Source organism: Legionella sp. JM-2024 (genome assembly GCF_055389095.1).
This window is the reverse complement of record NZ_AP039388.1, coordinates 3,056,511-3,070,898: the sequence shown is the minus strand read 5'-3', so window position 1 is coordinate 3,070,898 and position 14,388 is coordinate 3,056,511. Positions and strand designations below refer to the sequence as shown.

Here is a 14,388-nt window from a genome sequence, read left to right as displayed (position 1 = left end):
TTTTTATTTCAGAGTAAAACCAAACATGAAGTTACAATTATCTTTTGAAAAGAACCCTCATCCTGATGATATTCAGGTTATTGGTGATGGTATCATGACTTATGCCAATCAGGAAAAAGGTTTTCAGCCACTGGATTTTTTTGCTTTTTTTATTCGTGATCCAAATCATCTCATTATGGGGGGGTGTAATGGCAGCACACTCTATGGATGTTTGTATATCGACCAGCTCTGGGTCAATGATCACATAAGAAATCAAGGTTGGGGTACGAAGCTTATAGAGGCAGCACTGCATTATGGCAAAGAAAAAGGTTGTACTTTTGCTGCAGTGAACACCATGGATTGGGAGGCACTAGACTTTTATCAAAAATTGGGATTTAAGCTTGAATTTGAACGACAAGGGTTTCAGAAAAATTCAGTTTTTTATTTTTTACGTAAAGATTCTTTAGAGTCTGCTATATCAAATCAAGGGCAAGAAGCAATAAAAATTCGATCTTTCACAAAAAAAGATATCGACGTTCTGGTTAATGAGTTCACCAAACATAATTGGCCTAAACCAAAATCTACTTTTGAACAGTATTGGCAGGAACAAACCAATAATGAACGGTTGATATGGCTTGCTCTATACAAAGAACAACTCGCAGGCTACGTTACCTTGAAATGGGACTCTTTCTATGCTCCTTTTCTTGACAGGAATATCCCGGAAATCATGGATTTAAATGTCTTGCCTCCTTATCGGAACAAAGGAATTGGCTCTCTGTTATTGTGTACAGCCGAGAATGAGGCAAGTACTCGGAATAATAGCGTTGGTCTTGGTGTTGGACTTTATAAAGATTATGGAAATGCTCAGCAACTATATATCAGGAAAGGATATATCCCTGATGGGCTTGGTATAACATACCAGTATAAATCAGTTGAGCCTGGAGCCAATATTCCTCTTGATGACGATTTGATCCTGTGGCTCACAAAAAAATTGAAATAACCTAAACTAAACTAACTATCTAAAATGTAAAAAAACAATTTGGATGAGGAAACACTGAATTATGCCATCAATGTTTTTTGTCGAGCTGTTTTGTTTCTTGATGTTTTTCCTTGTATTGTTCCTTAATTGCTATTAAATCATTAACCCAGTTCGGTATAGATTCTTTGGGTCTGCTATCGTAAGAATTTTTGTTATCTTTTCGTTGTCTTTTTTTCCAAAAAACACCTCCGCCAACCAATTCATGACTATCCCAAGGATTTTCTAATGTTTTAAAAAGGTTCTTCCTTGATTTTTTTTCAGTCATTTCTTTTAGGAAAAAGGTGCCACGCATGATTTGTTTTATGTCATTATCCGGAATTTCTTCCATTAATTTATAGACCATTCTTAATTCAGCGCTGGAGTAATGTTTGTCAGCTTTGTTAATAACTGAAGAAAGATCTGGGTAAAAGCCTTTATCATCCTTGCTATGTTTTATAATAACCATTTCAATTGGGATTAATTCTCTCCCTTCATAAAAGCGCATGATATTTTCTTGTAATGTATCAACAATTATTCTTTTACTTGCGGATAAATTATGATCTTTCTTATTTATTTTTGTATTAATCTGTTTTATGCCAGATACGATCTGCTCATGAAATTTATTTAATATATAAGGTAGATCTTCATAACCGCTACTATGTAAAAATTCTTCTAATGAAAGGTTGGAGGAGGAGCTTTTCATAACTAATGCGGTGATAAAATCTTCCAGGGGTACATTTTTGAGTTGACACATAGTAACCAGGTTATTATTTCTTTCGGAAAAGTATTCCTGGATAGATTGGATATCAAACTGTTCTCCTCTCATTTCACAATACGAACACCATAAAATGCAATTTAATTCGCTGGAAAACTTTGGAAGAAAAGGAGTAATTTGTTCGATTAGAAGTTCTATTTGATTTTTATAATTTAAATCAAATTGTGCTTTTAATAATAATAAAGATTGTAAATCTTTTGAATTTTCATATAGTCGATATGCAGATGCAGCATCTCTGCGTAATGGATTAGAACTCCAGCCATAAATCTTGGTATAACGAACACCTGCATCCTTTATTAGTTCAAACCAACCTGATTCAGTAATTCCCAAGATGGTTGCTTCTGATTTAGATAAAGTAATTTTAGGCATTTATTTAATCATTTTGTTTACATATAGATATTATAGACGGAATTCAAAAAACAGATTCACTCACATCAGAGCTTAAGATGTAGCTTTAGAAAATCAGAAAATTACATTATCTGTTCAGGTCAATTTAAAATAGATGGGATTTAATCGTTAAATCGATCTCTCTGTCTTGATGTTCTCGTATTTTTTGTTCAGATAATTCGATACCTTTATCTAGTTCTATCTTGGAGAGTGGGGTCCCCGCGACAATTTTTTTTCGTTTAGTGAGATCTTCAAGATATTCTTTAATGGATTGCTTTTTGACACGCCATTCTTCTTTCGTGTTGCCAAAACTTAAATCATAAATATGTTTGTCAGCTTTGTTATAAATGAGCATATGACTGACTTCTCGGTTGTCATTTGAAATGGATTTTCCAGGGTTAGCTTCAAAGAGGATTTGACTCTCTTCAAGATTCTCAAAATCTTCAATTGAATTTAAAGATTGCCTGTTTTCAAAACCAAGAGCAACATGGAAGGTATCCAAATCGTCTTCTAAAGCACAGGCGGAAAAAAGGGTTGCCAGCTGCTTTTCTTTAATTAAACCAATAGAGCATAATGCAAACGCTACAAATTGCTCACAATTCATCACTGCATTCTCTGAATGTAATTTCATGAGGGCTTTAAATTGATCATTCAGTGATGTTTTGGGGGATAAGTAGGTCATAAAAGGAGAATAGACTGTTTGCAGCTCGTTTTTATTTTCTCCAAGTTTACCTGTGATTTCAAAATGCTGAGCGACTTCTGCTTCTTTGGCCTTTTTAAAGAAACGATGATTTAGTACATTAGACCGGGAAACATTTAAAGACTCATAAGTTCGTGGATTTGAAGCCCAGAGATGATACCCTATTCTGGAATGTAAAAACTCAGATAAAACCCGATCACGTCTTTCAGTGTAATTATCAAACCGTCTTGAATAATGGTAATGATAATGCATGGACATATAATCAATAAGTCCACTTTGTTTCCCTTTTTTCCATGCGGCCTTAAGTGCGTCTTCCCATGATGAGAAATGGTATTGGCTGTTGTTGCTGCTGGCCATTCCATTTAAGATCGACAAAAGAACTTCCAATTCCGAATAACGTTTGGCAATTTTCTTGGGGATCTTTGAATAGGGTTGAAAATAGCCGCCTTTTTCACTGTAGACGAATAGCATTTTGCGTTTACCAATAATAATTTGGTTGTGGTTTATTTCTATTCATTATAGCAAAAATCATAGCTAAATTGATATAAAGAAGACTGTTTTGGTACAGTCGTTTTTAAATTATCCACCAAGTTTTCTTAATTTAATTCCTGCATGAAGTCTCTTTTCAATTGATTCAAGTGTTTGATTTTTGGTTTCAGGGCAAAACAATACACAAATTCCCCAGGTTATTGTACAAACCAGAGCAAAACCAAGAAATAATTGACCCATCCCTATATATTCAGTGAGCAAAGGAAAGGCAAATGTCACCAATGCATTAATTCCCCATGCCGTAGCGGAAGCTATCCCTATCCCAAGAGTCCTCAGGTGGATAGGGAAAAGTTCCGTCATAAGAACATAAGGAATGGGGCCCATACTCACTGCGAAGGAAGCAACAAATACTAATAACATCAACGCCGTTAGCCATTTAAGTACTGAGTAGGTGTCCACATAGGGTTGAAAGATACTAAATCCAATAAGACTTAAAGTCATGAATAATAGACCATAAATAGCAATTGGTCTTCGTCCTAAATGGTCGATAAGCCACATTGATAAAAGCGTAGCGAGAATATTGATAATGCCAATGAAAATGGCTGCTCCAAGTCCGCCCTGAAGACTGGTAAAACCGGATTGAGTAAAAATAGTAGGGGCGTAGTACAAAATGGCATCGATACCGCTTAAATTTTGGAAGAAGAATAATCCGGAAGTGAATAACACGACAGGAAAAATAAAGGGATGAAGGAGTGTTTTAAAATGACTATCAGATCCTGATTCCGATTGAATGGTATCGACCTCTGCCCAATGGAAGCCATGCAACTTAAAAAAAACGATTTTTGCTTCATCTGTTCGTTTTTTAAGGAATAACCAACGTGGACTTTCCAATTGCAATGGAACAATCATTAACAACAAAATAGCGGGGAATACGCCGATTCCGAACATCATCTCCCAATTTTGAGTTGGTGCAAAATAATAATTGCTGATATAGGCCAGTAGGATACCGATGGTGATGGCTAATTGCACACTAGCTACTAAAAATCCTCGAGAATGATCGGGTGATGTTTCTGCTACATACATAGGGCCAATGACGGTTGTTGTCCCCACGGCTAATCCTGTAAAAAACCTGGCGCTGATAAGAGACCAAAAATTGATAGACAGCGCACTCCAAATTGAACCAATTATAAAGGTTAAGGCCACCAACATTAATGTTTTTTTATGTCCTAATGAGAAGATAATTTTGTTGCATAAAAACGACCCGCAAAAGCCCCCGACCAAAATAATTGAAACCAGCAAACCTTGATGCCAGGGATTCAGATTAAGAGCTTTATTGATCAAGGGAAGCACGCCAGCAATCACTGCTGTCACATAACCTACAAGGAGTCCTGAACAGATGGCTATTGTCAGAATACCGTATGTACGCCATGTTGTTGATAAAACGGGGTTCATTTTAGTACTCGTTTTGCTGCTATTTTAAATGCGGAGACGATTTGTTCACAATCTTCGGCCGTCAAACGAGATGCAATAGTTAACAGGGCTGCTCTATCATGTAATTCGTCACAAATTGGCAATGTGCCATGGTTATAGTGAATTTTCTGAGCAAATTTATTTTTTGGATGAGTCCAGGGAAATCCATCCTGACAAAGTGACTTTTTCTTCACCAGGCTAATATTATTAAAATACCAGTGTAAACCCCATTCACGCATGGTAATGCATGCTAAACCGCCTGGTTGTCCTTTTATACCCAGGTTATGCAATTCCTGAGTAAACATTCGACATGATTCCTTATCAGGGTAAATGCTAATAAGAAATGGACCAGTATCACCTTTGGGGTCTGGTATTTCACGAAAGGTTAATCCATTGATGCCACTTAGAGCTTCACGAATATACCACTTTGAACGCCGCATTGATTCTGTAATTTTATCTAATTTTCCTAATTGCGCTAAAGCAAAAGCAGCCGTTAATTCGGACATTCTGGAACCAATGCCCCAAAGCTGAAATTCTTCATTTAAAGTATCAAGGCGTCCAGACTCATTACGCGGATAGCCAAGATCATGGATAGCAAAACAACGTTGATAGATTGTTTTTTTCTTGCAAACTATCATACCTCCTTCACCACTTGTCATGTTTTTGTTTAACTGAAAACTAAAAATGGCCAGATCGCCGAAGCTACCAAGAGGTTTCCCATTGGAGTAACCTCCTGCTGCTTGCGCGCAATCTTCCAATAGATAAAGATTATTTTTTGCTGCAATGGCTGCAATTTTATCAATGTATCCTGATGCACCACTCATATGAACACACATAATCGCTTTGGAACGAGGGTTAATTTTGCGCTCCAAATCATTAGGATCCATACAAAAAGTGTGATCAATATCGACTAAAACAGGGATGGCTCCAAGCCTGACAATCGCAGAAAGGCAACTGACCCACATATAACCTGGAACTAAAACCTCATCTCCTGGACCTACGCCAAAAGCAGCCATTCCGATATGTAAAGCAGCCGTTCCTGAATTAACGCCCAGAGCGTATTCAACTCCAATTTTCTGACAAAATTTCTCTTCCAACTTATCAACCATATGTTGCAAATCAGGACCATAATAACGAAAAGGGCTATGCGCTTTTATCACGTCATCAACCAAGCGCTGTTCTTCCTCATCAATCCAGAGCGCTCCAGGGAATTCCCAAGGCAATGCTTTGGTACGAACGGGTTTCTCCTCACTCATGTCATTGTCCTCGTGTCTGAAGTTCATTAATAAGATGTGTGGCTAACCGGTCGGCCAGTGCCATAATAGTTAGTGTCAAGTGCTTATCCGGTAAATGAGGGATTACCCCGCCATCACAAAGATATAAATTGTTATGAGCAAAAGTCTTGAGGTTGGCATCCACAATGGATTCTTTATCATTAATACCCATACGACATGTCCCCGCATAATGAATGCCTGTGCCATCATTACTGAAATCTTCCACGATATGGGTTGCTGAAGCGCGGCGCAGTATCTTACGCCCAAACTCGGCCATTTTTTTCATACGAGCCAGAGTGGTTTCTGAACTGGTGTAATGAATGTCTACTTGGGTAATCCCATAATCATCCCTGGTATTGGATAGTTCGATTCGGTTCGAAGCCATCAAATCGCCTTCACAAAACAGTCCCAGGGTAACAAAGGAATTAAACATGGCTTTGACTATAAATGGTTTTATAGGTCGAGGGATCCAACGTATATCTGCAAGATAGTAAGGAACATCCGGCGGTGCTGAAATGGAATGACCTATGAAACGGAAAGGATCGCCGTTAGGTAAATTGGCTTTACCAAGTAAAATAAGCAAATCACCATACCCTATATCAGAGGGTCTTTTGCTGAACCATAATTTATAAAGTGATGTAGCCTGGACTACCTTGGGATTATCTTGTAAATACCAACCTAATGTACCATTTTGATTAGCCAGACCTTGTTGAAAGTGCGTATCATGTGAATTCAATAAAATCCGAGGGGTTTCTATGGCTCCCGCACTGAGAACAAAAAAACGGGCGCGAATTGTTTTTCTCTCATTTGATTGAAGGCAAAGATACTCCAACGATTGAATTTGATTCGTTTTCTGATTACCTATTAAACGAATAACTTTCGCGTTGAGTAACAAGGTATAATTAGGCAAATCACGGATTAATGGTAAAAGCCGTGCAGAAAATTTATAGACAGCGCCAGCGGCGCAACCAAAAGTGCAAATGCCTGTACTTACGCAATGATTTGGTTTATCCATTCTTGTTTCAATGGCTTTTCGATTTGGAATAGCATGACAATTTGGCCAACCTAAACGCTTTACGGCTTTAATGACCAGATAATCGGCTGGTCTTAAGGGTTTGGGGGGAATATAGTCTCCATCGGGCAATTCAGCCAGGCCCTCCTGAGTGCCACAAACACTAATCCGTTTCTCAATGGCACTGTAATGTGGTGCTAAATCCTGATAACTGATAGGCCAAGTAGACAAATCAGTTTCACTAAAACGAACAGACACCGCATTCCACAGATTTTGCAAGCCATTCAATGCATAAATTTGAAATTGGCGAAAAGCCGCTTCAGATTGCTGATTGCTGGATCGAGTATGGCAGTCAGCAAACAGCTCATGAATAAATAACGCATCGGCTACATTAGGAGGAAAAGTAGTTTTTGGTTTTATACCATACCATTTTTTAATGCCAGGAGGGTTTTTTTCACTAAAATAATCCGCTTGAAGTTCCCCCCCTTGCTCTACAGAAATGACATTAAGTCCGGCAGACGCCAGCCGGTGTGCAAGGATCCCTCCTGCAGCCCCAGTGCCCACAATGCAACAATCGTATGTTTTAGTATTCAACCTACGTCCTTTAGAAATTGTGGTGAAGTAAAATATAGATAATCAAAAAAACAATTAATTATTTCCCGTTCATCCGGGTTTAAGTGAGACCAGTGTAATTGATGTTCGGATAGAAAATTAGTTTTATTAGCTATTTCTTCCAGTGTTTGTCGCAACTGTTCATTCTGGACAATAAAAGAAGTCAGTCCAGAGATTAAAGGGATTATTTCTGCGGCATAATAATGCTTAGTGACTAACTGGCTAAGCATTTCTACCATTATTTCACCTGTTATTGGCTTATTCATTGGTAAATCATATGCAATCACTATAAGTTTATTATAGTATAGCTTGGTCAATTTATAGGTTGAAAAACGCTCTGGTTCGATAGCTTAGAGTTAAGGATGACAATATGGCTTGGTTAGTTGCAATAATAGGATCACTGGCTGGCTTTTTATTTGGCTATGACGAAGGCATTATTGCTGGTTCTCTTGAATTAATTAAACACTATTTTCAGATGTCTCATACGAGTATAGGTATGATGACTTCAGCTCTCCCATTTGGTGCCTTATTTGGATCAATGTTGATTGGTTCCGTGTTGGCGACACGCCTTGTCAGGCATTTTGGACGCAAACTCTGTCTTATTTTTGCTGGAATTCTGTTCCTGATTGGCGCTTTGGGAGCTACTTTTTCTTTTCATGAATGGGTTTTGGTGTTCTCACGTTTTGTTCTAGGAATTGCCATCGGCGTAGCGGCAGTGACTACACCTTTATATTTGGCTGAAACGGCACCCACTCATTTAAGAGGTGCAATGGTTGCCATCTATCAATTGGCGATTACTATAGGTATTGTTTGTTCCTACAGTGTTAATTATCTGTTGATTGATTATGGTTCCTGGAGAGCAATGTTTGCTTCTAGCACCATTCCTGCATTGATTCTTGTGATTGGTATTTTGTTTATGCCAGAGTCACCGCGCTGGCTTCTGAATGAAGGAAGACGTAAAGAAGCGAAAGAGGCATTAGATAAATTACGAGGAGGCGTTGGGGTTGATGACGAGTTGAGTGAGATTCAAACGGCCTTATCCCAAGAACCAGAACAAAAATACTGGCAATTATTATTTAAAAAGCCCTTATTGCCAGCACTGTCTTTAGGGGTAATTCTTTTTTGCTTGCAACAGTTAAGTGGTATCAACGTGATCATTTACTATGCACCGGAAATTTTCAAAAATTTAGGATTTTCCACCGCTCATGGCCAGATTCTGGCAACTATGGGCATCGGTCTTGTCAATATGCTGGTTACTATTCTGGCTGTGTTTTATGTTGATAAAATCGGGAGGAGAAATTTGTTATTACTAGGTTTTGCCGGAACGAGCATCAGTTTGGCTGCTATAGGAATTTTTTCTTATTATCAAGTTGCCTGGTTAGCTTATTTGTCCGTCACTTTTCTTACGCTTTATATTTTTTCGTTTGCTATTAGTCTGGGACCAATTCCCTATATTGCAATGGCCGAAATTTTTCCCTTATATGTCCGAGGTGCTGGCATGGGATTATCTTCTATTAGTAATTGGGGTTTTAATGGTATTGTTGTTTTCACTTTTCCTATTTTGTTTAGTGCAGTAGGCCTTGAGTATACTTTTTTGATTTATGCCGGTATTTGCTTTTTGGGACTTATTTATACCATTATTTACATGCCAGAAACCAAAAATTTAAGTCTTGAATACATTGAAGAATATATTGTTAGTGGTAAATCACTGAGGTGGCTAGGCAGAAAAAAACATTGATTCTTGTAGAATCAACATAGCTTTTATGTACTGAAGAGATTAAGTTACTTACCTGAACATATAATTAGTATGCAGTGATTTGGTCATGAAGTGGCGTTAGCTGTCTTCGGTACTTTTGAATCTTGAGGATGAGATAAAATAGCCAGGAATGATAGTAAGGCACAGATTAATAAATAGATAGAAGGCCCCTCAGCCACTTGCAATAATTGTATAAGCCATGTGAATGCAAGCGGAGCAATGCCGCCAAATAAAGCAATCCCTAGACTATAACTCAATCCAACACCTGAATATCTAATCGATGCAGGAAATGATTCGGCTATGAGAACTACATAGCTCCCGTTAATTATCCCTCCCAAAATAGCAAATCCTAATCCAAATACCCAAACGAATGTTTCACCTGAAGTAACCAGGCAATGGAACAAAGGATAACTGAATACAAATAATAATAATGCTCCCGTCGTCAATAATTTCTTTCTATCTACATAGTCAGAAAGCCAACCAAATAGTGCTGTCATTAGAGCAAAACAAACAAAAGTAACTAAATTAATCAAATAAGAATATGATATATCGAGTTGGATGATGTTGGATAAATAAGTTGGTAAAAAAAGAAAAAGAGAAATAATGCTGGAAGATGGTGCTGTTAATAAAAATCCTTTAAGTAATTGTTTTCCAGATGATTGAAATAACTTGGCCAGGGGATTTCTCTGGATTATTTGTTTTTCCATTATGGCCATGAATTCGGGTGTTTCATGGGTTTTTTTTCGAATGATGTAACTAATGATGCCTAAAAGAAAGCCAATAATGAAAGGTATACGCCAACCCCAAGACATCATTTGCTCCTGATTGAGTATTGAGGTTAAACATATTCCAACCAAAGCACCCAGAGAATTTCCCAAAGTAATGCACATGAACACTATGCCAATTGAAAAACCTCGCTTATTTTTTAGAACATGTTCCACAGTAAAAATAGCAGCGCCTGGTATTTCTCCACCAACCGAAAAACCTTGCAATAGTCTAAGTCCTATTAAGCCAAGTGGAGCAATGATCCCAATTGATTGATAGTCAGGCAAACATCCAATAAAAAAGGTTGTAAAAGCCATCATCAAGACGGTTAACGAAAAGGCTGACTTACGACCAAATTTATCCCCAATGTACCCAAATACAACTCCACCCAGTGGGCGAGCAAAATATCCTAAGGCAAATACCAGAAAGGTATTCATTAATCCAAGAAGAGAATTGGAGTTGGAGAAAAAATGGTGGCTGATATAAGGGGCAAATAAGGCATAAATTGTAAAATCATAAAACTCTAAGGCGCCGCCAATAGCGGTTAGTCTGACGATTTTATATTGATCCTTAGTCATTATTACACCCAATGTTTAAAAATAATGCTTTAGGATTTAGGCAAAATTCCAATCTCTTTGTTAAAAATGTTATTAATTCGGTCATTTAATTTATCCAAGCTCCCTTATTAAAAACATTTTTTGCCTCAATCTTGGAGTGTTGCGTAAGCCCTAACTTTAAAAAAAGTAGTATAGTTAACAGGGATAGTATTTTAATGGAGATTTAAATTATGGCAAACATAAGTAATTTAATGTTGTGAGTTCGATATCAAAAAATGAGACTATTTTTTGATATCGAACCAGATTATCTTGAGTGGATCGTTCGTTTAGCGATATAAAGGTATTCCCTTGCCTTTTATATCGAACTCACGTTAATTTATGGCATATTAAACATTATAAATAGATTGTCCAATGAAAGAAAAATATATTGGAATTAATAAGACTGAATTAGATACTCCTTGTCTTGTCATTGACTATGATGCTCTGAAATACAATTTAGATGCCATGCAACAACATGCTGCAAAATATAGTATTGGGATAAGACCACATTGTAAAACACACAAATGCACTCAGATGGCTCGTTTACAGATAGAATATGGAGCCATAGGCATTTCTGCTGCCAAACTATCTGAAGCGGAGGTCTTAATATCAAAACAAATTCCAAATATTCTGATAACTTCACCTATTGTATCGGAAATCAAATATTCAAGATTATTGAATTGCATTAAATCTGCACCAGATTTAATGTTGGTTGTTGATAATAAAGAGAATATTCGAATGATCGACTCTTTGGGTAAGTCACTTAACCAACCAATTAATGTACTACTGGATATAGATCCAGGCATTGGACGAACGGGTGTTGCTCCTGAGGTAGCAGTAGAATATGGCCATTTTATCAATGGAATGAAGTGGCTTAATCTGAAAGGAATTCAGTGTTACGCGGGTAATTTACAACATATTCAAAATTATGAGGAAAGGAGAGATTCCTCATTACGTATTATGGAAGTGGCCAGTGACATAGTCAGATGCTTTAGATCGGCTAATCTTCCTTGTGAGTTATTAACGGGAACAGGCACAGGTACCTTTGATATTGATGTGGAAGCCAGCGAAGTAACAGAAATTCAGCCGGGTTCGTATACTGTTATGGATGTAGAATACGAATTGATTGGTTCAAAGGCTGATCCCTTCAAATTTTCCATGTTCAAAAACTCGATGACTCTTTTAACATCTGTAATAAGCAGTAATCGTAAAGAGCATGTCACGGTTGATGCTGGAACCAAGTCGATTTATTTTGATTCAAATAATAAACCACGGATTATCAGTCATCCGGATCTGATTTATGATTGGGGTGGTTTTGGAGATGAGCATGGCAAAGTATTTTCCCTTAATAAAAGTAATTTGCCTCAAAATGGTGATGTTTTAGAACTAATCGTTCCCCATTGTGATCCAACGATCAACTTATATGATAAGTTTTATGTGACCGAAAATAACCTCGTTGTCGATATCTGGGATATCGACATGCGAGGAAAATCACAATAATCTATCTATATAATTTACATTTAGTTTATTATCGTACTTGTTATATAGGGGGCGGAGGCCCTCGACGGCCAAGTAATCCCATAATAAGAAATACAACAAATATAACCAAAAATATAAAGAACAATATTTTTGCAATTCCTGCGGCAGCAACAGCAATACCTCCAAATCCAAAAGCAGCTGCGATGATTGCAATTATAAAAAAGATAAGCGCCCATCCTAGCATAAGATACTCCTTGTTTTGTTTTTGGTCGATTAATTTAATTATAGCCCAATTAATGGGCTACAATTAAACAAAAGATGGTTCATCATGGAAGAGTATGAAAACCATAATATATCATTATTGCGGCAAACTATTTTTTGCATTATTTCTACTTATCTATTGGGGTGCAAGCGAAGTATTCGCTTGTCCTTGCTTTAATATGGGGTATTTACATTCGGCATTTGTAGATGATAAAGATACGGAGTGTCGGGTGTATAAAGAAGGAAGTGTTATTTATAAGATTGAGATTTTCGACAAAGAAAAAATTGCATCAAGTACCCATACTCAATGTACTCTTAATACAGAGCATCATGATGTTTCGATGAATTATGATCTTCATTATTTTGATGATCATATGGATTGTATTAGAGAAATTCTGGATGCCTGTAAACAATTGAAAATAAATTCTTTGCATATGGATGAATAGTTATTACAGAGCAAGGTGGAGTAACATCTATTAAGTTTCATTATCGTAACAGGTCAAAGTCATACTTTGCCTATAAACAAACGACGTCATCTTTCGCGATACTCAGGATAACATAGGTTTGAACTGAGCAATGGTTCTAAATCAACTCAATCGGATATGATTTTGTCCTGATTATCATAATCACCCGGATTATCGCTTGATGTAATCCGGGATGCTTTTTAATTATTAGTTTTATTGAATTATTACATATTATGTACTAATTGAGAGTCATTTGTATATTCCTTTTTCTTTTCCTCAATGATGCTGTTTAATATTCTTAATTCTGTAAAGGCCCAAGATTTTTTGGTATTCAATGAGGAAATTTGGCTATTCAATCGCTCTATTTCTTGGGTTATTCTATGAATTTCATTATCTAGGCTCAGAGATTTTTGATGATAAGAATTTAAAGGAGACATTCCAAGGGCTTGGAGTGCCAAGTATCGTTCTGCTCCGTTAGAATCACTCATAATAGCTTCAAGGGTATTCTTATATTCTTTTTCCGCTGCTTCAGCCTTTGGGTAGTAATTTGAAAGATCTTCCTGTTCACTTAGAAGGTTATTTTGTTTTTCTGTTAAAGTTTCCAGTGTTCCAGTGATTCTCTCAATACTATTTTTAATGCTTATAAAATGAGGGTCATAGGAACGGCGGATTTCTTGGAGTTTTTCCAAGCTTTGTTGTTGGAAATATTGACGAAGCTCACTAGTAGTTTTATTTGGAAATTTCGACATGTTTTTTGCCTTTTTGAATCAAAAAGAGCTATGCTATCATTTTGTTTTAAACACATCAAACATAAATGAAACATGTTGGATAATTGAAGGCTCGTACTGTAAAAGCCACACAAAGGACTATAACGGATAAGTTTGAATTAATACGGTCACTTTTAATTTTATGTGGATTAAAAGTGACTACATACCAGGCTGTTTGTGTCCAGGAATTTTTCCATAAAAATTATCTGAAATTATAAGAAAAATAATTATCGTGATCTTGGGTTGATTGAGGCCCGCATAAAGCATCGCCAACTATGGCAACAGGATAAGTTACAAACATACTGGCAACAGCAAGAAGCATTGCTACTGATGACAGGGTAAATGTAAAAGCACATAGAACTGGTAGCACAGGAACAACAAAGGTAAGAATTCCACAGACAACTGTAGCTGCAAGAGTCTTGGATAGGCAATCCTCGTTTTCAGTTTCCTTGGAGTTAACAATGGATAGGAAAGTATTGGTATAGGGTGAAAAGGCAAATTTAGTACATCCCCAAAAAAACGAACCGTATTTTTGTCCCAATGAGAGTATGAGTGACATTTTTACTCCAATTTAATCTTTATTA

14 protein-coding genes are annotated in these 14,388 nt (G+C 36.9%); 4 read left to right on the top strand and 10 right to left on the bottom strand.

Annotated features, from left to right (window positions below):
• The first annotated feature begins 25 nt into the window (after positions 1-25).
• The gene (locus ACZ5EK_RS13400) at positions 26-979 is read left to right on the top strand and encodes a GNAT family N-acetyltransferase (RefSeq protein ID WP_464430172.1); all 954 of its coding nucleotides are present in this window, start codon (positions 26-28) and stop codon (positions 977-979) included.
• Between the two features lie 67 nt (positions 980-1,046).
• Here ACZ5EK_RS13400 and ACZ5EK_RS13395 read toward each other — a convergent pair whose 3' ends face one another.
• The 6 genes from ACZ5EK_RS13395 to ACZ5EK_RS13370 form a co-directional block, all read right to left on the bottom strand.
• Positions 1,047-2,141, bottom strand: coding sequence for a hypothetical protein (locus ACZ5EK_RS13395; RefSeq protein WP_464430171.1), 1,095 nt, complete (start codon positions 2,139-2,141; stop codon positions 1,047-1,049).
• 124 nt (positions 2,142-2,265) lie between these two features.
• Positions 2,266-3,330 (bottom strand): hypothetical protein, encoded by a 1,065-nt coding sequence (locus ACZ5EK_RS13390; RefSeq protein WP_464430170.1) that lies wholly within the window; start codon positions 3,328-3,330, stop codon positions 2,266-2,268.
• A gap of 108 nt (positions 3,331-3,438) precedes the next feature.
• A complete protein-coding gene (locus ACZ5EK_RS13385) occupies positions 3,439-4,800 on the bottom strand; it encodes a sugar porter family MFS transporter (RefSeq protein WP_464430169.1) in 1,362 nt (453 codons plus the stop codon).
• Positions 4,797-6,074: a DegT/DnrJ/EryC1/StrS family aminotransferase gene (locus ACZ5EK_RS13380; RefSeq protein WP_464430168.1), complete on the bottom strand. Its 1,278-nt coding sequence runs from the start codon at positions 6,072-6,074 to the stop codon at positions 4,797-4,799. The genes ACZ5EK_RS13385 and ACZ5EK_RS13380 overlap by 4 nt, the downstream gene beginning before the upstream one ends.
• A 1-nt stretch (position 6,075) precedes the next feature.
• Positions 6,076-7,698, bottom strand: coding sequence for a GMC oxidoreductase (locus ACZ5EK_RS13375; protein WP_464430167.1), 1,623 nt, complete (start codon positions 7,696-7,698; stop codon positions 6,076-6,078).
• Complete coding sequence (locus ACZ5EK_RS13370) at positions 7,695-7,982, bottom strand: hypothetical protein (RefSeq protein ID WP_464430166.1); 288 nt, start codon at positions 7,980-7,982, stop codon at positions 7,695-7,697. Before ACZ5EK_RS13370 ends, ACZ5EK_RS13375 begins: the two co-directional genes overlap by 4 nt.
• A 104-nt stretch (positions 7,983-8,086) precedes the next feature.
• On the opposite strand from ACZ5EK_RS13370, the gene ACZ5EK_RS13365 reads away from it, so the two are divergent.
• Positions 8,087-9,454 (top strand): sugar porter family MFS transporter, encoded by a 1,368-nt coding sequence (locus ACZ5EK_RS13365; protein ID WP_464430165.1) that lies wholly within the window; start codon positions 8,087-8,089, stop codon positions 9,452-9,454.
• Between the two features lie 83 nt (positions 9,455-9,537).
• Here the strand turns inward: ACZ5EK_RS13365 and ACZ5EK_RS13360 are convergent, their stop codons facing one another.
• Positions 9,538-10,815, bottom strand: coding sequence for an MFS transporter (locus ACZ5EK_RS13360; RefSeq protein ID WP_464430164.1), 1,278 nt, complete (start codon positions 10,813-10,815; stop codon positions 9,538-9,540).
• Between the two features lie 390 nt (positions 10,816-11,205).
• Between ACZ5EK_RS13360 and ACZ5EK_RS13355 the strand changes: the two genes are divergently transcribed.
• A complete protein-coding gene (locus ACZ5EK_RS13355) occupies positions 11,206-12,333 on the top strand; it encodes a DSD1 family PLP-dependent enzyme (protein ID WP_464430163.1) in 1,128 nt (375 codons plus the stop codon).
• A 40-nt stretch (positions 12,334-12,373) separates the two neighbouring features.
• On the opposite strand, the gene ACZ5EK_RS13350 is transcribed toward ACZ5EK_RS13355, so the two are convergent.
• Positions 12,374-12,556, bottom strand: coding sequence for a DUF1328 family protein (locus ACZ5EK_RS13350; RefSeq protein WP_464425141.1), 183 nt, complete (start codon positions 12,554-12,556; stop codon positions 12,374-12,376).
• 94 nt (positions 12,557-12,650) lie between these two features.
• Between ACZ5EK_RS13350 and ACZ5EK_RS13345 the strand changes: the two genes are divergently transcribed.
• On the top strand, positions 12,651-13,019 hold the full coding sequence (locus ACZ5EK_RS13345) for a hypothetical protein (RefSeq protein WP_464430162.1): 369 nt from the start codon (positions 12,651-12,653) through the stop codon (positions 13,017-13,019).
• Between the two features lie 242 nt (positions 13,020-13,261).
• Here ACZ5EK_RS13345 and ACZ5EK_RS13340 read toward each other — a convergent pair whose 3' ends face one another.
• The gene (locus ACZ5EK_RS13340) at positions 13,262-13,786 is read right to left on the bottom strand and encodes a hypothetical protein (RefSeq protein ID WP_464430161.1); all 525 of its coding nucleotides are present in this window, start codon (positions 13,784-13,786) and stop codon (positions 13,262-13,264) included.
• Positions 13,787-14,006: 220 nt separating this feature from the next.
• Positions 14,007-14,363 carry a hypothetical protein gene (locus ACZ5EK_RS13335; RefSeq protein WP_464430160.1) on the bottom strand — a complete coding sequence of 119 codons (357 nt, stop codon included), beginning with the start codon at positions 14,361-14,363 and terminating at the stop codon, positions 14,007-14,009.
• Between the last annotated feature and the right edge of the window lie 25 nt (positions 14,364-14,388).